At 40.8% G+C, this 25,976-nt stretch carries 26 protein-coding genes; 8 read left to right on the top strand and 18 right to left on the bottom strand.

Annotation, left to right across the window (positions count from 1 at the left end; translation table 11 throughout):
* Positions 1 to 238: 238 nt before the first annotated feature.
* The 5 genes from H6G05_RS08480 to H6G05_RS08460 form a co-directional block, all read right to left on the bottom strand.
* Positions 239 to 1,234 carry a glycosyltransferase family protein gene (locus tag H6G05_RS08480; RefSeq protein WP_190577759.1) on the bottom strand — a complete coding sequence of 332 codons (996 nt, stop codon included), beginning with the start codon at positions 1,232 to 1,234 and terminating at the stop codon, positions 239 to 241.
* 32 nt (positions 1,235 to 1,266) lie between these two features.
* Complete coding sequence (locus H6G05_RS08475; protein WP_190577758.1) at positions 1,267 to 1,989, bottom strand: FkbM family methyltransferase; 723 nt, start codon at positions 1,987 to 1,989, stop codon at positions 1,267 to 1,269.
* 3 nt (positions 1,990 to 1,992) lie between these two features.
* A complete protein-coding gene (locus H6G05_RS08470; protein WP_190577757.1) occupies positions 1,993 to 2,577 on the bottom strand; it encodes an O-methyltransferase in 585 nt (194 codons plus the stop codon).
* A gap of 160 nt (positions 2,578 to 2,737) precedes the next feature.
* Positions 2,738 to 4,024, bottom strand: coding sequence for an ABC transporter ATP-binding protein (locus H6G05_RS08465; protein WP_190577756.1), 1,287 nt, complete (start codon positions 4,022 to 4,024; stop codon positions 2,738 to 2,740).
* Positions 4,025 to 4,168: 144 nt separating this feature from the next.
* Positions 4,169 to 4,717, bottom strand: a complete 549-nt coding sequence (locus H6G05_RS08460; RefSeq protein WP_190577755.1) for a hypothetical protein — start codon at positions 4,715 to 4,717, stop codon at positions 4,169 to 4,171.
* 147 nt (positions 4,718 to 4,864) lie between these two features.
* Between H6G05_RS08460 and H6G05_RS08455 the strand changes: the two genes are divergently transcribed.
* Together H6G05_RS08455 and H6G05_RS08450 are read left to right on the top strand one after the other, a co-directional pair.
* On the top strand, positions 4,865 to 5,659 hold the full coding sequence (locus H6G05_RS08455) for a DevA family ABC transporter ATP-binding protein (protein ID WP_190577754.1): 795 nt from the start codon (positions 4,865 to 4,867) through the stop codon (positions 5,657 to 5,659).
* A 126-nt stretch (positions 5,660 to 5,785) separates the two neighbouring features.
* Entirely contained in the window at positions 5,786 to 7,141 is a 1,356-nt protein-coding gene (locus tag H6G05_RS08450; RefSeq protein WP_190577753.1) for a TldD/PmbA family protein, read from the top strand.
* A gap of 57 nt (positions 7,142 to 7,198) precedes the next feature.
* Here the strand turns inward: H6G05_RS08450 and H6G05_RS08445 are convergent, their stop codons facing one another.
* The 7 genes from H6G05_RS08445 to aroF form a co-directional block, all read right to left on the bottom strand.
* Positions 7,199 to 7,561, bottom strand: a complete 363-nt coding sequence (locus tag H6G05_RS08445; RefSeq protein WP_094532869.1) for a DUF5615 family PIN-like protein — start codon at positions 7,559 to 7,561, stop codon at positions 7,199 to 7,201.
* Positions 7,536 to 7,889, bottom strand: coding sequence for a DUF433 domain-containing protein (locus H6G05_RS08440; protein ID WP_190577752.1), 354 nt, complete (start codon positions 7,887 to 7,889; stop codon positions 7,536 to 7,538). Before H6G05_RS08440 ends, H6G05_RS08445 begins: the two co-directional genes overlap by 26 nt.
* Positions 7,890 to 8,237: 348 nt before the next feature.
* On the bottom strand, positions 8,238 to 9,368 hold the full coding sequence (locus H6G05_RS08435) for a CHAT domain-containing protein (protein WP_190577751.1): 1,131 nt from the start codon (positions 9,366 to 9,368) through the stop codon (positions 8,238 to 8,240).
* Positions 9,369 to 9,722: 354 nt separating this feature from the next.
* Entirely contained in the window at positions 9,723 to 10,922 is a 1,200-nt protein-coding gene (locus H6G05_RS08430; RefSeq protein WP_190577750.1) for a lipid-A-disaccharide synthase-related protein, read from the bottom strand.
* A 114-nt stretch (positions 10,923 to 11,036) separates the two neighbouring features.
* Positions 11,037 to 11,660 carry a class I SAM-dependent methyltransferase gene (locus H6G05_RS08425; RefSeq protein WP_190577749.1) on the bottom strand — a complete coding sequence of 208 codons (624 nt, stop codon included), beginning with the start codon at positions 11,658 to 11,660 and terminating at the stop codon, positions 11,037 to 11,039.
* Positions 11,660 to 12,079 (bottom strand): acyl-CoA thioesterase, encoded by a 420-nt coding sequence (locus H6G05_RS08420; protein WP_190577748.1) that lies wholly within the window; start codon positions 12,077 to 12,079, stop codon positions 11,660 to 11,662. The genes H6G05_RS08425 and H6G05_RS08420 overlap by 1 nt, the downstream gene beginning before the upstream one ends.
* Before the next feature lie 39 nt (positions 12,080 to 12,118).
* A complete protein-coding gene (gene aroF / locus H6G05_RS08415; protein WP_190577747.1) occupies positions 12,119 to 13,153 on the bottom strand; it encodes a 3-deoxy-7-phosphoheptulonate synthase in 1,035 nt (344 codons plus the stop codon).
* A gap of 259 nt (positions 13,154 to 13,412) precedes the next feature.
* Between aroF and yidD the strand changes: the two genes are divergently transcribed.
* Positions 13,413 to 14,144: a membrane protein insertion efficiency factor YidD gene (gene yidD / locus H6G05_RS08410; RefSeq protein ID WP_190577746.1), complete on the top strand. Its 732-nt coding sequence runs from the start codon at positions 13,413 to 13,415 to the stop codon at positions 14,142 to 14,144.
* 69 nt (positions 14,145 to 14,213) lie between these two features.
* On the opposite strand, the gene H6G05_RS08405 is transcribed toward yidD, so the two are convergent.
* The gene (locus H6G05_RS08405) at positions 14,214 to 14,663 is read right to left on the bottom strand and encodes a DUF29 domain-containing protein (protein ID WP_190577745.1); all 450 of its coding nucleotides are present in this window, start codon (positions 14,661 to 14,663) and stop codon (positions 14,214 to 14,216) included.
* A 215-nt stretch (positions 14,664 to 14,878) separates the two neighbouring features.
* Between H6G05_RS08405 and H6G05_RS08400 the strand changes: the two genes are divergently transcribed.
* Positions 14,879 to 16,630, top strand: coding sequence for a succinate dehydrogenase/fumarate reductase flavoprotein subunit (locus H6G05_RS08400; protein ID WP_190577744.1), 1,752 nt, complete (start codon positions 14,879 to 14,881; stop codon positions 16,628 to 16,630).
* Positions 16,631 to 16,722: 92 nt separating this feature from the next.
* A complete protein-coding gene (locus tag H6G05_RS08395; RefSeq protein WP_190577743.1) occupies positions 16,723 to 17,583 on the top strand; it encodes a pentapeptide repeat-containing protein in 861 nt (286 codons plus the stop codon).
* Positions 17,584 to 17,623: 40 nt separating this feature from the next.
* On the opposite strand, the gene H6G05_RS08390 is transcribed toward H6G05_RS08395, so the two are convergent.
* Positions 17,624 to 18,805, bottom strand: a complete 1,182-nt coding sequence (locus H6G05_RS08390; RefSeq protein ID WP_190577742.1) for a murein hydrolase activator EnvC family protein — start codon at positions 18,803 to 18,805, stop codon at positions 17,624 to 17,626.
* A gap of 314 nt (positions 18,806 to 19,119) precedes the next feature.
* On the opposite strand from H6G05_RS08390, the gene H6G05_RS08385 reads away from it, so the two are divergent.
* Positions 19,120 to 19,359, top strand: coding sequence for a hypothetical protein (locus tag H6G05_RS08385; RefSeq protein WP_190577863.1), 240 nt, complete (start codon positions 19,120 to 19,122; stop codon positions 19,357 to 19,359).
* Positions 19,360 to 19,391: 32 nt separating this feature from the next.
* On the opposite strand, the gene ppk2 is transcribed toward H6G05_RS08385, so the two are convergent.
* The 4 genes from ppk2 to H6G05_RS08365 all read right to left on the bottom strand — a co-directional run bounded on the left by ppk2 (position 19,392) and on the right by H6G05_RS08365 (position 24,287).
* Positions 19,392 to 20,321 carry a polyphosphate kinase 2 gene (gene ppk2, locus H6G05_RS08380; RefSeq protein ID WP_190577741.1) on the bottom strand — a complete coding sequence of 310 codons (930 nt, stop codon included), beginning with the start codon at positions 20,319 to 20,321 and terminating at the stop codon, positions 19,392 to 19,394.
* Between the two features lie 89 nt (positions 20,322 to 20,410).
* Positions 20,411 to 21,757 (bottom strand): UDP-glucose dehydrogenase family protein, encoded by a 1,347-nt coding sequence (locus tag H6G05_RS08375; RefSeq protein WP_190577740.1) that lies wholly within the window; start codon positions 21,755 to 21,757, stop codon positions 20,411 to 20,413.
* A gap of 80 nt (positions 21,758 to 21,837) precedes the next feature.
* On the bottom strand, positions 21,838 to 22,779 hold the full coding sequence (locus H6G05_RS08370) for a UDP-glucuronic acid decarboxylase family protein (protein WP_190577739.1): 942 nt from the start codon (positions 22,777 to 22,779) through the stop codon (positions 21,838 to 21,840).
* A 2-nt stretch (positions 22,780 to 22,781) separates the two neighbouring features.
* Positions 22,782 to 24,287, bottom strand: coding sequence for a polysaccharide biosynthesis/export family protein (locus H6G05_RS08365; RefSeq protein ID WP_190577738.1), 1,506 nt, complete (start codon positions 24,285 to 24,287; stop codon positions 22,782 to 22,784).
* A 158-nt stretch (positions 24,288 to 24,445) separates the two neighbouring features.
* On the opposite strand from H6G05_RS08365, the gene H6G05_RS08360 reads away from it, so the two are divergent.
* Positions 24,446 to 25,201, top strand: coding sequence for an HAD-IA family hydrolase (locus tag H6G05_RS08360; RefSeq protein WP_190577737.1), 756 nt, complete (start codon positions 24,446 to 24,448; stop codon positions 25,199 to 25,201).
* Positions 25,202 to 25,211: 10 nt separating this feature from the next.
* Positions 25,212 to 25,859, top strand: coding sequence for a riboflavin synthase (locus H6G05_RS08355; protein ID WP_190577736.1), 648 nt, complete (start codon positions 25,212 to 25,214; stop codon positions 25,857 to 25,859).
* Positions 25,860 to 25,976 lie beyond the last annotated feature (117 nt).

Genomic DNA, 25,976 nt, shown 5'->3' with positions numbered 1-25,976 from the left:
CAAACATATCGATCAAGATTTAATTGACCCAAACCAACTTTTCTGAATCCCTGTGATCAATTGATTACTCTCATCACCCCTAAGATTAGTGATGTGGAGATTAGCTCAGCATCACTAATCTTAGGGATTTAATGTCTATTTTTAGACTAGGAAGGAAGTAGTATTAAATATTTTAATAAAGTTATATTTTTGAGAATGAATTAAGGAACTGATAGCCGTTAAAAAATATTATATTTTATCAATTACTATGGGCAAATTTTTTAATTACTGAAAGGTAAAGACCTATTGGGTCGGTAACCAAGCGAATAATTCTACGTTTAAATGTTGAAAGGTAAGAACGTAGCTTACCAGTAAAACTATTCGCTTCTTTCATCGCTATCCCATCAAAAACATGGTTAAAAGTATATTCATCAGCTCCGCGATCGCGTACAAATAAAGATGGATGACAAATTTCACCAATATTTTGGACAGGTAAATTAGCAAGTTTTGAATCCTCTTTAATATGAGTACCATCACTACGACAGCCAATATTGGAGACTAAGTTGACATTTGGTAATACTGTTAGTCCACTATTTTGCCAGCAGGTAAAAGTCCAAGGATAAGCCCAAGAATTAGGCTGACCTAATGTAGCTAATCTCTCAAAGATATCACCCCAATATTTTATTTCTAACTCACTATCTAAAATGCTTTTTAGATAGTGACCATCTCTAACTGTTTGCCAGTTAGATAGGGCATGGTCATATTGTTGCCAAGCTCGCCGCCAACTTGCCCAACCCCAACAATGGTTATAGTTAGAGAAATAATAACTTCCATTACCTCGACATTGTCCATCTTGGAAGTTATTGCCACTAATACACCAAATTCTTTTATCTTCACGGTAATAATCTAGCAACTCTTGACAATATCTAAAAAATGAAGGATGCGGTAAACAGTCATCTTCTAAGATAATTGCTTCTTCAACATGTTCAAATACCCAGTCGATGCCACTCGACACTCTTTTGCGACATCCTAAATTAGTGTCAGCATAATTAGTTAGAACTTGACAATCCCAATCTACTTGTTTAATAATCCGCCTAGATTGTTGACATCTTTCAGATTCTTCTGGAAATCTAGCTCCATCAGCAATAACGAATAATTGTGTAGGTTTTGCTTGTCGAATAGCATCAAATACTATTTGGGTCAGATCTGGGCGATTGAAGATAATAAAAACAACTGGAGTATTTAGGCTAGTCATAACAACGTCAAATATCCAAAACTTATTTGGAGCTAATTTTGCAATCTAAAAATCAAAGTTCTAATAGTTTTAGCGATTAATATATAGCCTTTTTTTTCTAATAAAAAATATATTTTAGAAATATTAATATTTTCCAAAGAACTTAATTCTAAATCCTCCACTAAAACTACTTTAGGTTTGTATTTCTCCCAGTTGTTAGAAGCTAGAACTTGATAGTCTAGTCCCTCAACATCAATACTTAAAAAGTCAATCTTTTGGTCAAGCGGAAGATGTTTATCTAAAACTTCAGCTAATGTCTGCACTTTTAGTTGAAGTTTAGAGACTATTTTGTAATTAGTATCATTAACCCTTTGCTGAGATAAATCATAGGAGAAGCTATTTAGTGCTGGATCATCAAACTCATAGTAAGTCAATACTTCTGATTTGTCAGAGATAGGTATTTCTAAATTAATATCATTAGGGCGTAGTATATTAAAGACTTTCATACTATTAGGTCTTGCATCAATATTAATTCCTTTCCATCCTTTTAAATAGAAATAATATGTATTAGAAAATCTTTGAGGATGATGTGCACCAATATCCACATAAAATCCTTTAGCTTGCCCTTCAAAAAATCGAGCCAGTATTAAGTCCTCCCCCTCCTGACTAAATGCGACGCAATGATAATTATATTGGTCAATTGAATAAGTATAATATTTGTCAAGAAGAACACCTAGTAATTTTTTCAATCTTCTTAAAATTTTATTGAAAATCATAATCTAAACCTCGGTACTAGGGTCAGCTTGATCATATTCACTAACTTGGATTATAGCGGCTTGAGAATAATGGGGTTGGACATTATTTAAGGGCTTTATTTCTGCATATTTATCAAAAAATAGAGATGTAGTCCATGAGTATTGGTTGATTGGTCCAAAACCATGAAAGTCAACTTGGATAAAACGAGAAGATTCTCTCAAAAATTTACAAGTATTAGGATGCCAGTCTGAATTATCCAAAATAATTATACCTCCAGACTTAAGATGCTTAAGTGCATATTTAGCACACTCATAGCGATACAAAGAATCAATGATGATCAGATCATATAGTTGATTATTAGTATCAATAGAAGCTGCATATTCTCTCGGTGAACATAAAACAATCTTCTGGTTTTTTTCTAATTCCTTAATTCCATAGTCATACCATTCTTTGTCACTTTCAATGCTGACAATGGAATGACAACGTCTAGCAAAATATTTTGATGAGTTTCCCGAACCCCACTCATATATTTTAAATTGAGTCAGGTCAATTTGAGATAAGTATTCTATAGCTGGAAAAGTGAACCATGGGAGTTCTTCCCTATTCATGTTAATTGGTTTATGCTCGGTGTATGTTATTTCCCAACTATACTTTTTAAATAAATTTCTATATATCTCTATATTCTTGTTAGGAACTAATGTATATCTAAAGCGACTTAGTATTTTATTTGAGATTCTGTAAAAGATATTACCTATTTTAACCTTCAAGTTAAGAATCATGGAATTTTTCACAACAAAATTCGATTAGTACAGTTTTTCCAGCGTATCCTTCGGGGTAGTTCTTATTATTACCATAATAATCACCATGTTCAACTTCAACACTCAGTCCATCTTTAATCCAGTCTTGAATAACCTTGTTGGATTCTAAAAATAGCACAAAGTTGTAAGTCCCTGGAGACAGTGGAAGTCTTTTTATATGAAAACAAATAGAATTATTTATATTGATATCTAGAGCTTCTTGATAAACCATTTCGGTTGACATAACAATCAGCTCTGACCATAAACTCTTAATAGCTATACCAATTCTACAGGATTTAAATATTTTGTAAATATTTGAACTTTGAAAATACAATTTAATAGTTGTATCTTGTCCTGTAACCAATCTATTGAATGGTTTCCCATCTATAAAATATTCAATTTTTTTAAATTGGACTTCTCCTAGTCCTTGACGCTCTGTAATTTTATCAATACTATTACTAGAAGAATCACTAGACAACGACCCTAGATAAAAATCGAGTACTTCTTGAGTTTTGCCTAGTCGTTCTATTGATCCTTGTTTAAGGAAAATGGACTGTGTACATAAGTTCTCAATCGCTCCCATATTGTGACTTACAAATATAACCGTTCTTCCTTCCCTAATTGCCACATCTTCCATCTTCCCTAAACACCTCTTCTGAAACTGAGCATCTCCTACCGCTAATACTTCATCGACAATCAAAATCTCTGGTTCTAGATGTGCGGCTACTGCAAAAGCAAGCCTTACATACATTCCTGAAGAATAATGCTTCACTGGTGTATCTAAAAACTTTTCTACTTCTGCAAAGGCAACTATTTCATCAAATTTATTCTTGATCTCATATCTATCCATTCCCAAAATTGCGCCATTGAGATATATATTCTCTCGACCAGTTAACTCTGGATGAAAACCTGTGCCAACTTCTAGAAGACTGGCAACTCGACCTTTGATGGAGATTCTGCCCGAGGTGGGTTCGGTGATGCGACTGAGGATTTTAAGGAGAGTGGATTTACCTGCACCATTGCGTCCGATGATGCCAACGCGATCACCTTGCTTAATTTCAAAGGACACATCTTTGAGCGCCCAGAACTCCTCACTAAGATCATCATGCTTTGCTTGGCGATAGCCAGTTAATCCCTGCCACAAAGACATGGCTCCATTAGCGATCACATCACGTAAAGCGGTGTAGCGTTCTTGCTTTTGGTGACCAATAATGTACTTCTTACTTAAATTTTCGACCCGAATTACGACATCAGACATTTGTAAGTTCTTAAATGGTATCGGTAAGAATTCTGCAATTTAAACTAGATTTTTGATGGTGCGGCTTCGCCGCGCCATCAAAAATCTGGTTCCTTATCTTAAGCTCCTTAGTGATGGCTACTAATAATATCATCAGTCTAAAAATTATTCCAATTGACCAGATTTGACGAGTTTTAGCATTGAAGTTCTGAGATTATGGATAGCTTGAGTATTTTCTTCGTCAGACGTGTAGGTATCTTCGTCAGATGCTGCATAGGATTCTTGATCTTGAGTTTCTGACTTTTGTGCTAGGCGGTCGCATAGATCGTCAAGATGCGATACCAATGTAACTGGTCTATGGGGAGAAACTAAGTCAAGGTTGGGATGAGTGGGTAAATCACTACAGGGGCAGCAAACAGGAACTCTTGGACCAATGTCGATGGATGGTACAAGCAAATTGCAACGGGCGCAAGCTATAATTTCCCATTTATTGCTGAGTAAGTCACTAACAGTTTGATCAGTACCACTTAAATAGGCTTCTTGGGCTTTAATAGTGCTAATGTCGTCCCAGAGTTGGTTAAATGCAGGTGAGTATTTTTCCCCTTGTAAAATCTTGTAGACACGAACTTGTTCACCTTGAGTAGACAAAGTTACGGTTTTGCCCATCTGCATCCATTGTGCAACATAATTTTTGACTAAGGTTCGTGATGCCATAATTTTAGAACCTTTAATGAATAATTAAGTAGATTTGACTGCACAGGTAACAAATGTACCTGCCATAATTAATATAGTCTGAGAGCTTCATTGATAGTTTGAATAAATCTTATATTTTTTATTTATTTTGCTCACAGGACATAGCTTATGCTCGATACCTATCTAGATTCTACGCCACAGTCTTTATCTCCGAACTTCGAGCCATCAGTCCGAATCCGCAATTTAAATTTTCATTACGGTGAAGGAGATTTATTTAAGCAGGTTTTATTTGACATCAATCTAGAGATCTACCCTGGGCAAATTGTGATCCTTACAGGACCATCTGGCTCAGGTAAAACCACACTTCTAACTTTAATAGGGGCTTTACGGACAATCCAAGATGGTAGTCTGAAAGTCTTGGGTCAGGAACTAAAAGGGCTAAATCCTAAAAAATTGGTGCAAATACGTAAAAATATTGGCTTTATATTTCAGGCGCATAACCTCTTTCATTCTTTGACGGCTAGACAAAATGTGATGATGTCCACGGATCTATTTACCCATGAGGGTGGTAATGCGATGGCAGCGAATAAAGCGGCGGATATTTTGACGCAGCTTGGGCTAGGGGAAAGAGTTGACTATAAGCCCCATGCTCTATCGGGTGGACAAAAACAACGAGTGGCGATCGCAAGAGCTTTGGTCAATCGTCCGAATTTAATCCTTGCCGATGAGCCAACGGCGGCGCTAGATAAAAAATCTGGGCGTGATGTGGTGACTCTTATGCAAAAAATGGCAAAGGAGGAAAACATTACCATTTTGATGGTGACCCATGATAACCGTATCCTTGATGTGGCTGATCGCATTATTAACTTGGTGGATGGCAATTTAGAATCTGACAATGTGATGAATGATTTTCTGGCGAATCGCGATACTTCAGGTGTTGATTCGCGAACATTTATGCTGTAGATAAGTATGGTTGGCACTTCGCGCCGCCTATACTTAATCTACAGAAAATTTTTGAAAGCGCCGCAAAGCGGGGCTTTCAAAAATTTTCTGTAGGCTGTAATTAATTTATTTGGAGTTAATTTTTTGATGAGCAGACATCTAGAAGAACAATCTCTAGAAAAGGCATTTTATCAACTCGCCGATCGCTTGATTGATAGTCTGCATCATGGAGAACATTTAACGATTAATTTAGAGAGTGAGCGTAGTCAATTCACCAGATTTAACCATGCTAAAGTCCGACAGTCAGGAGTGGTCGCCGATGGGAATGTGACCATTTTGCTAATTTATAATCAGCGTGAAGCTTTTGCTAAGTTTCCATTTACAGGCGATCGCGAAATTGATATAGCTTATGCGATCGCTAATCTTGAATATCTCAGGCAAGAAGTTGCTCAGATCCCCGAAAATCCTTATCTAGTCCTTCCTGAGAACCAAGGCTCCAGTCGCGAGGTTTATCAAGGCAATTTGTTAAATCCAGAAGAGGCGATCGCGACAATTCTCGCGCCAGTGAATAATGTTGACTTTACGGGCTTCTATGCCTCAGGTTCTATAATTCGGGCTAATGCGAATTCCGCAGGTCAAAGACATTGGTTTGCGACGGATTCTTTTTTTGTGGATTATTCGATGTTTGTCCAGACTGATTCAGGAGAAAAAGCAGTCAAAGGTATTTATGCTGGCAAAGATTGGGAACCACAGGCTTATAAATTGCAGATTAATCGATCTCAGCAACAATTAGTAGCTTTGCAAAAGCCTAGTAGAACTTTAGAGCGTGGTCAGTACCGTACTTATTTTGCACCTGCGGCTTCATCGGAGTTATTGGGCTTTTTGACTTGGAGTGCGGGAGAATCAGGTTTACAACAGAGTAGTAGCGCTCTATTGAAATTAAAAAATCAAGAAAGAACTCTTTCTCCTTTGCTATCCATTAGTGAAAACTTTACCTATGGGAATGTACCGCGTTTTAATGATTTAGGCGAGGTTGCTCCTGAATATTTACCAATTATTGCTGAAGGGAAGCTTGTTAATACATTGGTGAGTTCGCGCAGTGCGAAGGAATATGGCAAGGTTGCCAATGGTGCGGATGAAGGTGAGTCGATGCGATCGCCTGAAGTTGCCGCAGGAAGTTTAGCTGAGTCTAACATTCTCAAACAGTTAGATACGGGACTCTATCTATCCAATTTACATTATCTCAATTGGAGCGATCGCAGTGGCGGTAGAATTACTGGGATGACTCGCTATGCTTGTTTCTGGGTTGAGAATGGTGAGTTTATCGCTCCCATTGAGAATCTACGTTTTGATGATAGTATCTATGACTTTCTCGGTGAAAATCTCGAAGCTTTTACCGATTTTCGCGAATTTATTCCTAATACAGGAACCTATGAAACGCGATCGCTTGGCGGTATTCTCGTCCCAGGTATGCTAGTCAAAGACTTTACATTCACTCTCTAAAACTCAATCAGTTTACCTCTCGTGCGCTGATTATCCAAACTCGATCTTCTCGATACGTTATTGCAATGGCAAGTATGAAATGCGATCGCGATACTCGTCATCCAGCGAAGCAAGAGCAGCTAATACTAATTCTTCAATTGTTTCACCCAAGCTCATACTGGGATTGATTTGGAATATCCCAGGAATGTGCTGCCCTTGAGCGAGATGATCGATTAGATGGACGGGCATAGAACTCCGATTATTCGTTACAAGAATAAAGTCGTATTTTTCACACCAAAGCAAAATATCTGGATCTAAAGTGCCTTTTGGCGGTGTGTTGGGATCTCCAATTGCCCAGACCACTAAATCAGGTTCTTTCCGTCGTAGCTGTATTTGATAAATAGGAGGGAGATTTTCATCCATCAAATACTTGATTTGCATAGGACTTTCCTAGTGTTATTCGTTCGGCTCGAAGTTGACGCAATTTTTCAGAAATTGGCGGTGGATTATGTTTTTGCTCTTCTCGCATTTTATGTCCCCACTCTAGCCAATTAGTGATGTATTCACCAATCTCTTGCTTGTTATGAAGATAGTAGAGAACTGTAGCATAAACCTGCTCCAAACTTAATGATAGGTACGTTTTGGCAATTTCTTCAGGTGTGCGACTGCGATAAATGTAGTCATATAAAATTGTTTCAATACCAATTCGCGTATTTTTTAGGCGAATATCATTGGTAGCGAGAAAGGTAAAGTAGTCTTCTAGTTGCATTGAGATGTTACCAGAGTGTTAGAACTAAGCTGTATATAGGCGTACTTCCACGTTAGACAATTGCTACAACGAGGTTGGTATACTCCTATAATTTTACCTTTTTTCAAGATGAGGCTTACTAAAATTGTGCGATCTATTAGGTGATGCGCCTCTGATCGCTTGGCGGTATTCTCGTCTCAAGAATGCTAGTAAAAGATTTTACATTTATCCAGTAAAACCCAATAACATCAATCGACTTATAGTTTTGGCATAACGGTCGTGCTCACCGGACGCAGATAAACTCTGTAACTAATCCGACCATTTTGATACGTTTCGGTTCAGCACGATTGTTAGGCGGATTTATGGAACTCAGTTAAGTTCCTCAATTATTAAACTTTCAATGATTAGTCGTTGCTGTGTTACCTCAGCTAGATACAAGTAATTGAATTGGTTAATATCTCGAACATCCTCAGATTTCAATCTAAACACCAAGAAGTTATTTACCAAAACATTTATGTTCCCATCTCTGCGTTCAAATACAACTTGATAAGCGATATTAGGTTTGATTAGGAAATGTGCAATTTTTGTAACAGAGACGTATTTATCCCAATCATCAGTTATGTTTTCTCGCATTGCCAGTGTATGCTTAAAAGCAGTCCATTCAGGATGCATAACAAAACAATAGTTTTCGCCTATTGCGCTACCATCACCTAAACCCAGAATGAATTGAGCTTCAAGGTTTTCAGTTCTAAATTGAACTACAGCCTTGAAATCACTAGGCAAAGGTTGATTTAGATAAATACGGTGCCATGGTTCCCCAATAACTGCTAGCTTGCTATCGCTCAAAAAAGCAAACCCACCCCCTCCGGTAGTATAGAAGTTTTCATACTTGGCGTTTTCTAGTGTGAAAGTCACACCAGCTAGCTCTTTTTTTCCTAAAAAAAGAATTGGGGTTAGATGTTCTAGAATACCCTCTAACTGGATCGCATTACAACCTAATTTATATGCAAACTCAATCGGCTCTCCAGCACCCAAAGCCGTGTAGAAGCCAACGGAAAACTCAATTGCAGCACGATCTCCAATCTCCTGACTCATTCCAATCACGTAGTCAATATGTTGTGCGATTGCCTCAGCTTGAACCTGTGAGTAACAAGCATTCAAGACAACGCATTCTACATGCCTAGAGAAAAGCTTGAATAGATCAGCTAATGCGTCTGAGTCAACCAGTTTGGGTTGTCCTGTCCCATCTTCAAACGCTAAACCATTTTCCCCCGCCCCATGACCCGTAAAATGCACAATCTGCGGCTTAAAGTCCAGCATTGCCTGCTGGATATCCCTTGTTCGGGTTGCTCCAGTTGAGTTGATAGGAACTTTGCCATATCCCGCTAAACGCAACCGTTCCTTAATTTCCCGTTCCTCTTCTTGCAAACGCAAACTCACTGTTCCTTTCGGATTGGCAGCTAACAGTAGGATTGACTTCAAGGTAGAACTGTCGTTCATAGGAATTAGTAGGACGGCTCAACTTCGTTAAATTGTATTTCAGAAAAGGGATATAGACTACTGTGCCTGACAAGCAACCTTGCAACGATGCCGTCACCGATAGACTGAGCCGCATAACTAATAATTATACTGAAACTTTCTGCATAACTACCTTAATTGTAATGATTATACAGAAAGTTTCTGGATAACACAACTATTTAGCGTATTATACGGAGCCTTTCTGGATAACATCCCATATAGGTGAGTTATACAGAAAAATGCAGGTTAACGCGACAGAGAAAAAGCTAAAAAAACTTCTAGCCTGATCGCAATCCACATTAAGCAATACTTTCTTGATGCTAAAACTTTTAAAGGTTAACAAGACTTTGCCAATATTTGCACGATCGCATCAGCTAATCTCTCAGAACCACCTTTTGCGCCAACCCGTTCCATTCCATTTTGTTTGCAACGTTCCAAATAATCGCGATCGCTGAGAGTTCGCTTTACACATTGCGCCGCTTCCTGCAAAATTTTGGGAGTAGCTGGTTCCTTCCCAATCGTTTGTACTGATAAACCTAACAAACGTTCCTGAGCATTCGCAAAGCGATAGGAAAATTGGGGACCATTTCCCATGATTTGAATCACAGGTTTCCCCAAACCGACCATCTGCTCGACAGCAGTTCCCGCCATACCGATCGCCAAATCACAACAATGCAAAATATCCGCAAACGCATCACTAAAACAAAGAACACTGATATTTGTTTTTGCATGATACATCTTGCCATCAGCATATTGCCAACCTGCTTTGGCGGCTAGTTCAGGTAATTGAGGAGTAACACTTGGGACGATCGCCGCACGAAATTGGACAGGGTGAGGCGCATATTCTTGAGCAATCTTTTCGCATAAATGCAATTGCAATACAAGATTTTCAGCAGCTTCAGGCAAGCGACTTCCTGAGAGTAAAGCGATCGCAGGCACATCAGGACTCAAAGCCAAATCTTTGCCCGACGGTTCCAACACATCCATAATTGGATAACCGACAAAGCTCGTATTTGGATAGCCTCTTTTTCTAATTAGTTCCGCACTATAGGCATCACGGGTCAAAATCTGGCGACATCGTGGCGATCGCATCATTAGAGCTTGCAACCAACGCGGAACATAACGATTTTCGTAAAATGCCGATGATGACACTAAAAACATGGCATAGGGCAACCCCGTCAGATAAGCAAATAGCGCAGGCACAACATCACCCGTCGCAAACACAAAATCACAGGTTTTACCACATTCTCTCGCCGCCTTAATTTGTTGCCAAGTCAGATTAATCAATCCAGATTGAAAATCTGCAATCTGTTTCTGCACACTCATATAAGCAAATCCCCCCGACGGTAAGATCTTTGTCTGAGTAGCGATCAGCACACCAGCCCGACGATAAGCATTACCTTCACCAACAATCGGCAATGCGCTCGTCTCTACCTCTGGATATTTTTGACGCAAGGCTTTGAGAACTTCACAAGCATTTAGGTCTTCACCGTGACCGTTACTAATGAATAAAACTCGTTTTGGTATTGAAGTCACGATGTCATAAAGCTAATAACTGATAGCAAAGAATTATCGCATTTTCTTTAACTAAGTAGCTACGCATAAATAAACTTATGAGGATATCTCGCTGAGCGGGACATCCTCATAAGTTTATTTGCTCGATCGCAAAACTTGTAAACTACCACCCGCATAAAGTTGGCAAGACTCAACTTTAAATCCAGATTTACTCAAAAGCTGTGACAAATCAGTTTTAATTAATTGCCATGCAGTTTCTGTCTCAAATAGCCAGAGGAAAGTCGCAATAGGTAGCCAAAACAAGGGATTAATCGGACGATGAAAATCAATAATGATAAATTGTCCTTCAGGTGTCAAAATCCGATGCACTTCTTGAATGATTTGCTGCAACTGTTCTGAGTCCATCTCATGCATAGCTGTATTCGTGAGTACCAGATCAAAGATGCGATCGCTAAATGGCATTTTTTCCGCGAAAGACTCTACATAATTAGCTTGGGGCACATTTTGCTTGGCGCGTTTAATCGCGATCGGTGAGGCATCTAAGCCCGTCACATCATGAAAATGCTCAACTAGTTCCCTTGTCGCCTGTCCTGCTCCACAACAAAGGTCAAGAACTTTTGCGTCTGGATTAATAGATAAATCCTTTAAAAATAAACGATGAAATCGCTTTTCCCCACCAACACTAATTGCGGCAAGAGCCGACACAGTGTCATAAAACCATTGATAGCGATAGCTCCAATCACGTAAAATCGTTGTCATTAATTCAATTCAATCCATTTTATGAGGTCTTGAGATAGATTACACCGCTTTCTAGTTGTAGGATTAATACAAACATGTTTAGTTAAGGCACTAGCGATCGCCTTTTTCTCGTCACTTTCTAGACCAAGAAATAATTGATATTCAATTTGAAAAGAATCAGGACTTAGCAAAGTTTTTACTAAAGAAACCACAATGCGATCGCCACAGAACATTGGCTTAAAAAAATCAATACTTGCATGGGTAATCGGCACTGCGATCGCCCCACCTCTAAAAAAAGATTTAAGCTCAATTCCCGATGCTGCTAACGAAGCTTCGTAGGCTTCATGACAAATAGATAATCCATTAGCAAAATAGACTACTCCTGCTGCATCGGTATCGCGAAAATGAATTGTGCGATCGTAAATAAATGGTTGATTCATAGTTCTCTTAACAAAGAAGGCTCAAAGCGCCTTCTTTGTTTATGCACGCTCCATTACTTGTGCCATACGATTGATTTTAATCATGAGCTTATCGAAATCATCGAAAGTGAGTGACTGTGGTCCATCAGATAAAGCTCTCTTAGGATTAGGATGAACTTCGATCATTAGGGAGTCAACACCCGCAGCGATCGCCGCCAAACTCATTGATGGTACATACTCCGACCAGCCTGTACCATGACTAGGATCGATCATGATCGGCAAATGCGTTAACTTCCGCAATACAGGAATTGCCGCTAAATCCAGAGTGTTGCGAGTATATTCACGATCAAAAGTTCTAATTCCGCGTTCGCAAAGAATCACATTAGGATTGCCCTCAGCGAGAATATATTCTGCCGCCATTAACCAATCATCAATCGTAGCCGCTAATCCACGCTTAAGAAGAATCGGCTTGTTCTGTTTTCCCACCTGCTTCAACAATGAGAAGTTCTGCATGTTCCTAGCACCGATTTGCAACACATCCGCAACTTCGGCAATTTTATCAATATCGGCAGTATCCATAACTTCGGTAATAATCCCTAAGCCGCTAGCCTCTCTCGCCGCCGCCAATAGAGATAAAGCACTCTCACCATGTCCCTGAAAGGCATAGGGAGAAGTCCGTGGCTTATAAGCTCCACCCCGCAAAAACTGTGCCCCTGCTGCTTTCACACGTATGGCAGTTTCCACAATCATTTCTTCATTTTCAACAGAGCATGGACCCGCAACTGTCACTAAGGGATGATTTTCACCGATCGCAATATCACCATTAGGCGTAGGTACAATTACCACGCTCGATTCATTTTGGCGATATTCGCGACTAGCACGTTTAAAGGGGCGTTCTACGCGCAACACAGCCTCAATCCAAGGGCTTAGTTCTTCGATGCGATGGCGATCGAGATCGGCTGTTTCACCCACTAGTCCTAACACAACTTTATGCTTTCCCACAATTTTTTCTGGTGATAATCCCCAACTAGATAGTTCTTCGCAGATCCTCGCAACTTCTTCTGCGGGTGTACCAATCTTGGTTACTACGATCACGGCTAGACTCCTTTATGTAGTTTTCTTTACCTATTTTAACGCGAGTTCAAAAAATGCTGTTTGTAACAAACCAGAAAGAGAGGATCGGTGATCATCTCTTTATAGTTTTAATAGGAAGAAATATTAAGATTTGTGGAGACTACACCAATGGCTCTTGTATCATGACCAAGTTGGTATTAAACCCAAGTGAGAGTTTTAAAAACATAAAGTGGCATAGCCATTTTGTATTTTGGCGTAATTGACTCAATAATGGCGACAAATGCAGAAGAGAATCCCTGTCAAGCTACCAATTATCACCAATATCATTAACGGGGCAACGCGCGGGTTAGCAGTAACTGCCATTAGTGGCTATCAAAAATTTATCTCACCCCATAAAGGTTTTTCTTGCGCCCATCGTGTATTGTATGGCTGTGATTCCTGTTCACAATATTTTAAGCGCGTGATTGCAGAGGAGGGAATTATACAGGCGATCGCAAATGCCAAGGGACGATTTCAAGAATGTCGTGAGGCTAATGAGATTTTAAAGAGTCGTAGAACTAAATGTAGAACTAGAAAAAAGTATTATGCAAGTCGTTTGCCCACAAACACCCTAGCCATTGAGTCAGGGGAACAGGAAACTCCTGCTATATCTGAAGATTCTGAAGAAACCAATGAATCAAGCAAGCAGAAATTAGGTGGTTCACAATGGAAGCGCAAACAAAGACAGGCTAACAACAACGATAGTGGGGGAGGAAATAATAACTGCGATCGCTGCGATTATGTTGACTGTACTGACTGCGGACATGGACTTGATCTAATTCCATCGGATTGTGGAGATGATCAGAATTGCAATAATCCCTTTGAAGCGATGGATTGTCCCGATCTAAGTTGTCCCGATTTGAGTTGTCCTGATTTAAATTGTGGTAATGCTGACTGTCTATCGGGTATGGATTGCAGTGGTTTAGACTGTGGAGCGCTAGATTGTGGTGGTGATTGTGGTAGTTGTGGTTAAAACAACGCCTCCCATAAGCATCAAAGATTAAGAAAGTCTAAATTTCAAAAACATCTACTGAATATAAGTTTAAACGTTTTGAATACCACTAGGAAAGTTCTCATCAAAAATTTGTTCAACAGAGTAAGGACATTCTTTCGGTAAATCCTTTGGTTTAAGGCGGGTTTCTTTTTCTGCCAAAACTAAAGCTAACTCGAAGCCATCAGCGATCGCTTCCGATAGATAAGACTTTAGGCTAGGATTTTTTCGGATCAGCTTTTTTATTTGAATTCTTTGCTCTTTGATAGTCAATCGCCAACTTTTACCGCGTAACCTCGGCTGCAAATCCCACTTAATTAAATGTCCCAATAAAATTGCTAAACGATTTTCCAACTCAGATCTTTTTTGGCTTCCCAAAGCTTCAATTTCCTCAGCTAAATTCTCTATATCTAATCCCTCCCATTTACCTAAGCGCAAACGCTCTACCTGTTCAACCGTCCAACGATAAAAGTCTGAATCATATAGTAGTGTTGACATCATCAAAATCAACTCCTGATCGCATAGTTTTTACTTCAAATTAAATTGTATCGCGATCGCTAAACAAAAAATATTAGTCAGAGTAACCTCTCTAGTAATTCTTAAAGCGCTTTGCACTCAATCTCTGGTGGTTTGTTTGAGCGATAATTGCTGTATAGTTCGGCGATCGCGATATCGGCGGTAAAATTCTAGAACTTGCGTAAGAGGGCTTGAGTTTGATGATTGAGCATGATGTATTGATTATTGGTGGTGGATTGGCAGGTTCTAGAGCCGCGCTAGCTGTCGCCCAAAATTATCCCCATCTCAGTGTGGGACTCATTTCCAAGGTACATCCGATTCGATCGCACTCCGTCGCGGCTCAAGGAGGCATTGCCGCATCACTAAAAAATGTCGATAATGACGACTGGCTCACCCATGCCTTCGATACCATCAAAGGATCAGATTACCTTGCCGATCAGAATGCCGTGCAGGTTTTGACCCAATCAGCCCCCGAAGTAATTATTGATTTAGAGCATTTAGGAGTTTTATTCTCCCGTGCTGAAGATGGACGGATTGCTCAACGTCCCTTTGGTGGGCATACCTACAGTCGCGCTTGCTATGCTGCTGACAAGACAGGACATGCAATTCTGCACGAATTAGTGATGAACCTCAAGCGATTGGGCGGCACGATTTATCAAGAATGGTATGTCATGCAGTTAATTTATGAAGATGGCACAAATGGGAAAGAAGTAAAAGGCGTTGTTGCTTATAGTTTGGAAACTTCGGAGATTGAAGTATTTCGTGCTAAAGCTGTATTACTAGCCACAGGTGGCTATGGACGAGTTTTTAATACTACTTCTAATGATTTAGCCTCAACGGGTGATGGCTTATGTTTGACTGCAAATATTGGCTTACCGTTACAAGACATGGAATTTGTGCAGTTCCATCCCACGGGACTATATCCTGTGGGCGTACTAATTTCCGAGGCAGTGCGTGGGGAAGGAGCTTATTTAATTAATGATTTAGGCGATCGCTTTATGGCAAATTATCCGATTAGCAAGAATCGGATGGAACTCTCACCCCGTGATATTACTTCACGCAATATTGCCTGTGAAATTATGGAAGGACGTGGCATCAATGGCGGTAACTATGTGCATTTAGATGTGCGTCATTTAGGAAGAGAGAAAATCTTAAGTCGGATTCCCTTTGCCCGTGAAGAAGGTTTGCGTTTAGCAGGTGTGGACTGCATCGATCATCCCTTGCCAGTCCGTCCAACCGCCCATTACTCTATGGGTGGGATTCCCACAAATATTGACTGTCAAGTAATTGGTACGGATAGCAGAGCGATCGCAGGATTTTTTGCCGCAGGTGAATGTGCCTGTGTATCCGTCCATGGCGCAAACCGTTTAGGGGCAAATTCGCTTTTAGAGTGTGTAGTCTTTGGCAAGCGTGCGGGAGAAAAACTGGGTGAGTATGTCAGCGATCGCACCATGCCCAAGGTTGATCCTCGCCCCTATCTAATTAAAGCTGAAGCTAAGCTAAAAGGCGTATTATCGAAACAAGGCAATTCGCGTATTGCCGATATTCGCCAACAATTGCAAGACACGATGACAGAGCATTGTGGCATTTTTCGGGATGATCAACGCTTAAAAGATGGCTTACAAAAATTACAAACTATTCGCGATCGCTATGAGCATGACCTATTAGTGGATGATCGCAGTTCTGTATTTAATATGGAACTCATGCAAGCGATCGAATTAAAAAGCTTGCTCACGGTAGGCGAAATCATCATGTCTAGTGCTTTATCACGTCAAGAAAGTCGTGGCGCACATTCCCGTGAAGACTATCCTCAACGGGATGATGCGAATTGTCTCAAACATACTCTCGGATATCTGGAAAGTGGTAATGTAAAGACTAGTGATCGTGCAGTTGATATGAGTTTACAATTGCTTGATCGCGATCGTTTTACCCCCCAAGAACGAAAATATTAATGTTTACAACTTATTTTGTAAGGGCTGCTTCGCAGCCCTTACAAAATAAGTTGTAAATGTAAAACTGTACTAACTGTACGAGTAAAGTAACTGTGGCGAAAGAAGAATTTATAAAACTGCTTCATCAAGGCGTAGAAGTCTGGAACAAGTGGAGAGAATCCGCTCCTGATATGCGTGGCGTTGATCTTAGTGAAATTCAGCTAGAGGGACTCAATCTGACAGGGATTGACCTGAGCATGGTTAACTTGCGTGGGGCAAAATTACATGACGTAAATCTATCATCGGCAAACTTGCGCGGTGCAGACTTAAGTATGGCAAATCTAAGAGGTATCGAGCTAAAACAGGCTAATCTCAGTGCAGCTCATCTGAGTATGGTTTGTTTGAGTGAAGCTAATCTTAGTCAAGCCAATTTAAGTGGGGCAGATCTACGCGGTTCCAATCTGCGTTTAGCTAAACTTGATCTTGCTGACCTATCAACCACTAAGCTCAATATGTCTAGCTTAAATGGAGCTAGCATGGTTGGCGCAATTTTGATTGGTTCAAATTTAAGCCGAGCAGAGTTAAGGGAAGCTAATCTTGCAGGAACTGATTTTAGTCGCGCTAATTTAAGCGAAGCTGATCTATCCCACAGCAATCTTAATGTTTCGACCTTGGTCGGGACAGATCTGATCGGTGCAACTCTGGTGGATATTGATCTAAGTGAGTCCAATCTATCTAGGGCAAATCTAATTGGTGCAAACCTTTATCGAGCTAATCTCTGTGGATGCGATCTCATAGGAGCCGATCTCCGTGGGACCAATTGTAGTGAAGCCTATTTTATTGGAGCCGACTTAAGTCGCGCCGATCTCAATCGGGCTGAGTTTACCAGCGCCAATCTCAGTAAAGCTAATTTTAGTGGCGCAAATACTGAAACTACTGACTTTCAAGACGCAATTTTGCCAGATGTTTGGTAAAAAAAAGACGGCGCTACGCGCCGTCTTTTTTTATGGGCTTTTATAAATATGCGGCAGGATCAATAGGCTCACCATTAGCTCGTAACTCAAAGTGCAAATGTGGTCCCGTTGAAAAGCCTGTTGAACCAACAGCAGCGATCGGTTGCCCTTTAACGACGACATCACCATCCTTAACATATAAGTCACTACAGTGAGCGTACAGCGTCGTCATACCATTGCCATGATCAATAATCACAGCATTACCATAACCCCCATACCAGTCCGCATAAATCACCCGACCTTGCTCGCTGGCATAGATAAGACTGCCGTAATCTGCACCAAAGTCAATACCTGCATGAAATCGCTCAGTGCCCAGAATGGGATGGGTGCGCCAGCCAAAGTTACTAGTAACTGGCCCAATTGTGGGATACATTAGCTGTCCAGTCCCAGGCGGGAGAATCAGTCCATCATAGGGCTGGACTTTTGCCAAAATAATTTGCGACAAACGACGTGAATCTTCCGCAAGACGATCTTCGGCTTGAGATAAGGCTTGATTATCGCTCTTAAGTCGTTCGATCGTATTTTGTTGAGCAACCACCTCAGCTTCAATATTGGCTTTTTGGTATTTCAACTTTTGGGTTAACAGTTCAACCTCATTTCTTTGAGCAGTTATTTGATTACGCTGCTTTTCAACCTGATTAGATCTTTGGGTCAAATCTGCAAGTAGCTTACGATCTCTAGCGTAAATACGCTCAATTTGACGACGGCGATCGGCGAATTGATTGAGATCTTGACTGCTGAGCAGTGTTACCCACCAACGCTGTAGTTGTTGCCTCTGCAAATAGCGCAATCGTGCCGTAGTCGCATCCCGCCTTTTATTGAGGTCATACTCTAGTTCTTGCAGTTTAGTGCTGAGCTTTTGGAGTTGTTCTCTTGCCTGACGAATTTTTTTCTCGTTGTCTTTAATTTGAGTATCAGTAACGCGCACATTTTTTCTTAAAGCATCGAGTCGAGACTGGGCAGGTTTGGTGAGCGCGTTAATTTGTTCTTGTTGCTTCTGGATGATTTGACGCTGTTGATCGACAAAATTTTGATAGTTTTTTAGTTCCTCTACGGACTGGGCTTGTGCTGGTGCAATCCTTCCTAAAATTAAGCAATAGATGATTGCGATCGCCACAATCACCATGCCTAAGTACATCCACCAAGGCTTGCTAGTTATTTGCCAGTAATGGCGATCGCGCATTCAGTCCACCAGAAATTCACAAACTAGGGCAAGATTTTAACCGTATTTTGCCACTAATAAAACCCTAATTTCGATCAAAAACACTTTACATCCTCTATAAAAACCAAAAACATAGAGGCAGCGCAAAGTGCTGCCTCTATGTTTTTGGTTAAAGCTTTAACTTTTAATAATATTTCTGTATCTTTTAATACTAAAACTTACATATATAATAGCTTCGTGACATACTTTTCTTGTTACCCCTAGAGCTTGCAGTATAAAAAATTGCTTTAAAAGTTAATTGATAAAGTTACTCAAAAAATTTCAGAAATAAAGCTATGAAAACCACCACACGTCAACGCACAGTCCAAACAACTAAAAATATTCGTCATAACTCTGCTCCTCAGTGCCTTACTCCTATGCCATCTACTTGGGTAACTTTGTTAGAGCCCCCGACTCCTAATTGTTACGATGAAGCATTGTTGATGTGTCAATATCCTGACGGACATTGGGCGGCTTGGATTCCTGATTTTGGGGAAATTAAATTACATTCAGGTCAATTTTGTCGGATGTCATAATAAAAAAAAAGCGGTGCAAAGCACCGCTTTTTTTATTTTAAATGGGCTGTTACATCGGGAATAAATTTCTGTAAATGCATTGGAGGGCGAACATAGACCATTTTATTTTGTAACGGAGGTAAGTCAAAAGGCTTGGGCAGAACGTCCTCATAGGGGATTTTGGATAATAAATGATTAACACAGTTGAGACGCGCCCTACGCTTATCATCGCCATCAATCACATACCAAGGAGATAGCTCAGTATCGGTGGCATTAAACATGTCATCCTTCGCTTTAGAATATTCCACCCATCTAGTCCTTGCCTCTAAATCCATGGGACTAAACTTCCAACGCTTGCGGGGATCTTTAATCCGATCTTGAAAGCGTTTTTCCTGTTCAGTATCATTGACTGAAAACCAATATTTAATCAAAATAATTCCCGATCGCTGAAGCATATTTTCAAACTCAGGACAGGAACGCAGAAACTCCACATACTCCTCATGGGTACAATAGCCCATCACATGTTCGACACCTGCACGGTTGTACCAACTGCGATCAAATAGTACGATTTCACCCGCCGCAGGTAATTCGGCTGCGTAGCGTTGAAAATACCACTGAGTGCGCTCTTGATCTGAAGGTTTACCCAGCGCAACAATTCGACAAATACGCGGATTTAGAGATTGAGTAATACTTTTGATTGCACCACCCTTGCCAGCAGCATCTCTTCCTTCAAACACAACAACTACTTTTAGCCCTTGATGTTTGACCCATTCTTGCAGTTTAACAAGTTCAACTTGTATGTGCTTTAGTTCCTTTTCATAACTTTTCTTCGACAGTTGGGGCAAGTCAGTTAATTTAGCGTTCAAGCTATCATCAGTAGTATCTTCGGAGCGATCGCCTAAATCTGATTCCACGAAAGTCTCTTCGATTTTAATTTTCGATTTTTTGGACTTATCGCCTTTATCTTTTTTTGATTTAGACATAGCTCGATCTCCTGACTAAAGAATATAAACGTTAAAGGCTTTTATGTTCTTTCTAGGATGCGTGAAAACGCACCCTAGAAAGGAAAAGATTATCGTCCAATACCAATATAATGATATCCCAACGCTTTTAGCTCCTTGCCATCAAGGAAGTTACGGGCATCGATAATGACGGGATGCGCCATCAGTGTCAACATCTTAGTATAGTCAATCGTCAAAAATTCTTGCCAATCTGTCACCAAAACCACTGCATCACAGCCATCGGCTAGACGCTCTAGATCGGTTTCGACAATCACATTAGAGAAACCTTGACGCAATCCCGATTGAGAAACTAGGGGATCGTAGGCTTTAACTCTGGCTCCCAAACGACTAAGCTGATCAATTAGAGTTAAAGCAGGTGCATCACGCATGTCATCAGTATCAGGCTTAAAGGTCATTCCTAATAAACCAATGGTTTTACCCTTCAGGATTTTTAGAGCTTGTTGCAACTTCTCAACTACCAAAGTGCGTTGTAATTCATTCACCCGTACACAAGCTTTCAATATCTCTGTGGAGTATCCATAGTCCTCGGCAGTATAGATCAGAGCCGAAACATCTTTGCCAAAGCAGGATCCGCCCCAGCCAATACCCGCTTGCAAGAATTTTGAGCCAATGCGCGAATCTAATCCAATTCCCTTAGCAACTTCTTTCACATCTGCACCGACGCGATCGCAGATATTCGCAACTTCATTCACAAAACTGATCTTAGTGGCGAGAAATGCATTCGCAGCATATTTAATCATCTCCGCAGAGTTCAGATCGGTAACAACCACAGGCACTGGCGGCAAAGTTTTGTTTTCAGCAAAAGAACGATCAATAATTGGTTGATAAAGCTCTTGCATCAATTTCAGAGCGCGATCGCTGCCACTACCAACTACAATGCGATCGGGATTAAAGGTGTCAAAAACCGCAACACCCTCACGGAGAAATTCAGGGTTACTCACCACATCAAACTGAATCTGATCGATATTGCTCTTGCCCGACATTCCATCCATTACGATCATGCGTACCCAGTCACCAGAACCAATCGGCACTGTGGACTTATTCACAATTACACGATATCCTTCGATGAGACTTTCGCCAATACTGCGTGCAACGGCTTCTACATAGCGCATATCACTACGTCCATCAGCCAGAGATGGCGTACCCACAGCAATAAATAAAATCTCACCATGCTGGACACCTGCCGCAATATCCGTTGTAAATTCGAGCCTCCCTTGACGAATTGACTCAGCGATCACTTCAGGCAATCCTGGCTCATGGATTGGTGATTGTCCCGACTTCATCAGCTTGACTTTTTCTTCGTTATTATCGACACAAATCACGTCATGCCCAATGTAGGCAAGGCAAGCACCTGTGACTAAACCCACATAACCAGTTCCAATTACACAAACACGCATGTTCTATTACCTATAACTTTTGACTGTTCAGAAGCAAAACTCAGTTTGATTAGCAGAGCTTATAAAATTGAGTTGAGATTTTATAATTGATTGGTATTGAGATAATCGCGGAAATAAGCGATCGTCTTCAAAAGCCCCTCTTTTAAGGGAACTTTTGGCTCCCAATCTAAATGAACCTTTGCTTGCGAGATGTCAGGCTGACGACGTTGGGGATCATCTTGCGGTAAAGGCTTAAAAATCAATTCTGTCGTGGGATCAATCATGTGCTGAATAGTTTGAGCCAATTGTAAAATTGTATATTCCCCAGGATTGCCCAAATTAACAGGTCCAATATAACTTCCATTCATCAGACGCATCAATCCTTCAACAAGATCTGAGACATAGCAGAAGCTGCGGGTTTGAGCGCCATCTCCATAGACGGTCAGTGGAATTCCTTTGAGGGCTTGAACCACAAAATTACTAACTACACGCCCGTCATTTTCTAGCATTCGCTCCCCGTGTGTGTTGAAAATTCGCGCAACGCGCACCTCAACATTGAACTGACGGTGATAGTCAAAAGTTATAGTCTCGGAAATACGTTTCCCTTCATCGTAGCAGCTACGAATACCTGTGCAGTTGACGTTTCCCCAATAGCTTTCGACCTGTGGATGAATTAGAGGATCACCATATACTTCTGAAGTTGAGGCAAGCAAAATCCGTGCTTTGCATTTCTTTGCCAATTCCAACATATTTAGAGTTCCTAAAAAGTTGGTTTTAGCAGTTTTAATGGGATCGGATTGATAATGCACGGGCGAAGCTGGACAAGCAAGGTGATAGATTTGATCAACATTATCAATCTCTATCGAATTAACAACATCATGCTCAATGAATTGAAAATTCGGGTTTTCGCTCCATAGAGCATTATTTGATTTTCGTCCTGTATATAGATTGTCAATACAAATAACTTCATGTCCAGAATTCATCAGTCGATCAACTAAGTGTGATCCTATAAAGCCTGCACCGCCAGTAACTACAATTTTCATGTTTATCTTCTAAAGAGGTTATCAATTAATGTGAAAGGAGCAACAATGTTTCCGAGAAATCTAGTAGCTGAGTTGAGAATGCCTGCTCCAAAGGATGGGCGAACCACAATTACATCGCGATCGCGTAATCCCGGATTCGACTCTTCACTTAATGGAAGATTCAAATCAGCAACTAGATTGCGGCGCATAATCGAACCATCGGGATTGACCCGATAAAGCTCAACGGCTCGCCAATCAGCATCATTCGTCAGACCCCCTGCAAAGGAAATAGCTTCGGTAAACGAACTATTGGGTCTCAGTTGTAACGGGCCTGGTCGAACCGCTTCTCCAACTACTTGCACTGTAATTACTGTAGGTGAAAAAGTTGCCTTAGCAACTTGTAGATACTCTGCGGGATTTGTTTTCTCAAGACGAGGAACGGTAATTAAATCGCCATCTGTCAGAGTAATATCTTGACTTAGGTCAGCCTTGGTAATCAGATCCAGCAAATTTGCTTTAACAATTGTGCGTTGCCCCTGATCATTCAAACGGGAAATCTGGACATTGCGAATATCGGCAACTTCAGTGACTCCATTTGCCGCTTGTAATGCGCGACTGAGGGTGACTGGACCTCCACCTGATGCAGTGCCAGCCGATCTAGTTTCGCCAGTAAGCCCAGTGGGGGTAACACCTGTTCTGGAGTAAACCAGAGTTTGTGGTCCAACTCGATTGACTTCTCCGACGATCGCGACCTGAATCGTGAACGTATCAGGGGAAAAAGTAGAATTACTGACGGTACGGCTCTGTGAAGCACTTGCTTCAGAAAGTGGTGGTACAAGAATTGAATCACCGTCAAGAATACGAATATCTTGGCTAATATCACCTTTCTCTAATAAGTCTTGGAGATTGACCTTAATGATGCGGCGACCAAGAGTCCCCTCACGACGTGAAATTTGAATATTACTAATATCTGCTCTTGAGGTAATTCCTGCTGCTGATTCTAATGCTCTGGTTAAGGTCGCCGCATTACTACCTAAGCCCGCCGTTCCTACATAGGTCAAAAAACGGGGACCGGGGCGATTTACTTCACCGACGATCGCAATATTCAGTGGACGGGGAGTAATCAAAGATACATTAACAATGTTACGCACCAGAAAAGGGTTTAATTTTTCGCGCAGCAAAGTGTTTGCCTCATCTAGTCCCAGTCCTTCTAATTTGACTGCTCCAATTAAGGAAATGTTGATCGTTCCATCGGGAGCGATCGTTTGAGGACCTGATAGTTCTGGTACATTAAAAACTTCAACCCTAATATTGTCACCTGCGCCTAGAGTGTAGCGAAATGTATTTTGAGATTCACTGACATTTAACGACCGTTTACCATCATTAAGGTTAACGAAAGGTTTGAGATTAGAATTTGAAGACTCTGACGGAGATGGCTTTTCAATTGTAGTAGTCTGCGCCAAAGCAGGTAAAGGAGTACAGGCAATTAATGTTAATAGAATTAATTTGCTAAATTGAGATATGTGCATAAAAGGACTCCCTAATCCAACCATCTCATCATTAGAAACTGAACATCTGTCATAATAAATGTAGTTTTAATACAATAATAGAGTCAGCTTTTACAAGATTTGGCAGTCATTGTATCAGTACATTCAATAGTTTATCTCAGTAATTTCCCCGAAATATAATGCGATCGCCTCAGGTTATTTTTGTAGATGCAGTTGGTACTTTATTTGGGGTGAGAGGTAGCGTTGGTGAACAATATGCCAAAGTTGCGGCAGAATTTAATGTCAGTCTCGATCCTCAGTTAATTAACCGCGCTTTTTACCAAGCTTTTCAAGCAGCACCCAAAATCGCTTTTCCAAATTTGCCCCAGTCTGACATCCCCCTTGCTGAGTATCAATGGTGGCGATCGCTTGCCCAGCAGACCTTTAGCCAAACAGGTGATTTGATAAATTTTTTGGATTTTGAAGCTTTCTTTAAACGTCTATATGCCTACTTTGCTTCGGCTGAGCCTTGGTTTATTTACGAAGATACTTGGCTAGCACTGGATTCATGGAAACAGCAGGGTATAACTTTGGGTGTCTTATCCAATTTTGATAGTCGGATTTATGCGGTCATGAAAGCTTTAAGACTCGAAGATTACTTCACTACGATTACTATATCTACTGAAATTGGGGCTGCTAAGCCTGATTGCCTAATATTTGAAGCGGCTCTAACGAAACATCAAATTGAGCGATCGCCTGACTTGGCATGGCATATTGGCGATAGTTTTGGTGAAGATTATATGGGGGCGACTACTGCGGGAATTACGGCTTTCTGGCTAGATCGAGATCGCCAACCTACGACTAATCCAGCGAAACAAGCCGCACGTACCATTGATAAGTTGACTTCTCTCATAACAGATCTCGCTACAGATAGCGCTTTGCGCTCCCTGTCGTAAACTAAAATCTATGTTTACAGGACTCATTCAAACTATCGGACTTATTGAGCAACGCGATCATGCGCGTCTGGTCATTCATTGTCCTGACATCGTTGCCAAAATTGCGATCGGCGATAGTGTTGCTGTCAATGGAGTATGTCTGACTGCAACACATGTCTCTGAGACCAACTTTGTGGCTGATGTCTCACCTGAAACTTTAGGAAGAACTAATTTAGGCGATCGCAAATTAAAGTATGTCAATTTGGAAATGGCTCTGGCAGTGGGCGATCGCATTGGCGGACATTTTGTGTCTGGGCATATCGATGGGGTGGGAAAACTAAGCGATCGCGCTTTAGTCGGAAATTCATGGGAGTTAAGCTTTGAGGCAATTCCTGAAGTGGCGCGTTACGTTGTCTTTAAAGGCAGTATTACGATTAATGGGATTAGCCTGACTGTTTCCTATTGCAATGACTCAGGCTCAAATTTTCGGGTAGCTGTCATCCCCCATACTTACGACAACACCACTTTAAAATATCTGGATATAGGTAGTTCAGTGCATCTAGAGGGTGATTTGCTAGGTAAGTATGTGGAGAAATTTCTTAAGTCAAGTCATATTGCTTCACGCAATCTCGCTACTCCTGCAATAACTCCAGCATTTCTCACGGAAAATGGTTGGTAAATTACAATCATTTTTTGTAATTGCTCAACCTATAGCAAACAATGATTTGAGAGGATTCAAAGCGATAAGAATGGACTCAAAAGCGGAAAAGCCTTTTCTTTTTCCAGTATTGACAAT

The organism is Phormidium tenue FACHB-1050, from assembly GCF_014696925.1.
GTDB lineage: Bacteria > Cyanobacteriota > Cyanobacteriia > Pseudanabaenales > Pseudanabaenaceae > Pseudanabaena.
Note: the sequence above shows the minus strand (reverse complement) of the source record. Positions and strands in the feature narration are given on the sequence as shown.

Bases quoted from the DNA above. Each gene is read 5' to 3' on its own strand.
- H6G05_RS08480 (WP_190577759.1), bottom strand. From the start codon at position 1,234: ATGACTAGCCTAAATACTCCAGTTGTTTTTATTATCTTCAATCGCCCA.
- H6G05_RS08475 (WP_190577758.1), bottom strand. From the start codon at position 1,989: ATGATTTTCAATAAAATTTTAAGAAGATTGAAAAAATTACTAGGTGTT.
- H6G05_RS08470 (WP_190577757.1), bottom strand. From the start codon at position 2,577: ATGAATAGGGAAGAACTCCCATGGTTCACTTTTCCAGCTATAGAATAC.
- H6G05_RS08465 (WP_190577756.1), bottom strand. From the start codon at position 4,024: ATGTCTGATGTCGTAATTCGGGTCGAAAATTTAAGTAAGAAGTACATT.
- H6G05_RS08460 (WP_190577755.1), bottom strand. From the start codon at position 4,717: ATGGCATCACGAACCTTAGTCAAAAATTATGTTGCACAATGGATGCAG.
- H6G05_RS08455 (WP_190577754.1), top strand. From the start codon at position 4,865: ATGCTCGATACCTATCTAGATTCTACGCCACAGTCTTTATCTCCGAAC.
- H6G05_RS08450 (WP_190577753.1), top strand. From the start codon at position 5,786: ATGAGCAGACATCTAGAAGAACAATCTCTAGAAAAGGCATTTTATCAA.
- H6G05_RS08445 (WP_094532869.1), bottom strand. From the start codon at position 7,561: ATGCAAATCAAGTATTTGATGGATGAAAATCTCCCTCCTATTTATCAA.
- H6G05_RS08440 (WP_190577752.1), bottom strand. From the start codon at position 7,889: ATGCAACTAGAAGACTACTTTACCTTTCTCGCTACCAATGATATTCGC.
- H6G05_RS08435 (WP_190577751.1), bottom strand. From the start codon at position 9,368: ATGAACGACAGTTCTACCTTGAAGTCAATCCTACTGTTAGCTGCCAAT.
- H6G05_RS08425 (WP_190577749.1), bottom strand. From the start codon at position 11,660: ATGACAACGATTTTACGTGATTGGAGCTATCGCTATCAATGGTTTTAT.
- H6G05_RS08420 (WP_190577748.1), bottom strand. From the start codon at position 12,079: ATGAATCAACCATTTATTTACGATCGCACAATTCATTTTCGCGATACC.
- yidD (WP_190577746.1), top strand. From the start codon at position 13,413: ATGCAGAAGAGAATCCCTGTCAAGCTACCAATTATCACCAATATCATT.
- H6G05_RS08405 (WP_190577745.1), bottom strand. From the start codon at position 14,663: ATGATGTCAACACTACTATATGATTCAGACTTTTATCGTTGGACGGTT.
- H6G05_RS08400 (WP_190577744.1), top strand. From the start codon at position 14,879: ATGATTGAGCATGATGTATTGATTATTGGTGGTGGATTGGCAGGTTCT.
- H6G05_RS08390 (WP_190577742.1), bottom strand. From the start codon at position 18,805: ATGCGCGATCGCCATTACTGGCAAATAACTAGCAAGCCTTGGTGGATG.
- H6G05_RS08385 (WP_190577863.1), top strand. From the start codon at position 19,120: ATGAAAACCACCACACGTCAACGCACAGTCCAAACAACTAAAAATATT.
- ppk2 (WP_190577741.1), bottom strand. From the start codon at position 20,321: ATGTCTAAATCAAAAAAAGATAAAGGCGATAAGTCCAAAAAATCGAAA.
- H6G05_RS08375 (WP_190577740.1), bottom strand. From the start codon at position 21,757: ATGCGTGTTTGTGTAATTGGAACTGGTTATGTGGGTTTAGTCACAGGT.
- H6G05_RS08370 (WP_190577739.1), bottom strand. From the start codon at position 22,779: ATGAAAATTGTAGTTACTGGCGGTGCAGGCTTTATAGGATCACACTTA.
- H6G05_RS08365 (WP_190577738.1), bottom strand. From the start codon at position 24,287: ATGCACATATCTCAATTTAGCAAATTAATTCTATTAACATTAATTGCC.
- H6G05_RS08360 (WP_190577737.1), top strand. From the start codon at position 24,446: ATGCGATCGCCTCAGGTTATTTTTGTAGATGCAGTTGGTACTTTATTT.
- H6G05_RS08355 (WP_190577736.1), top strand. From the start codon at position 25,212: ATGTTTACAGGACTCATTCAAACTATCGGACTTATTGAGCAACGCGAT.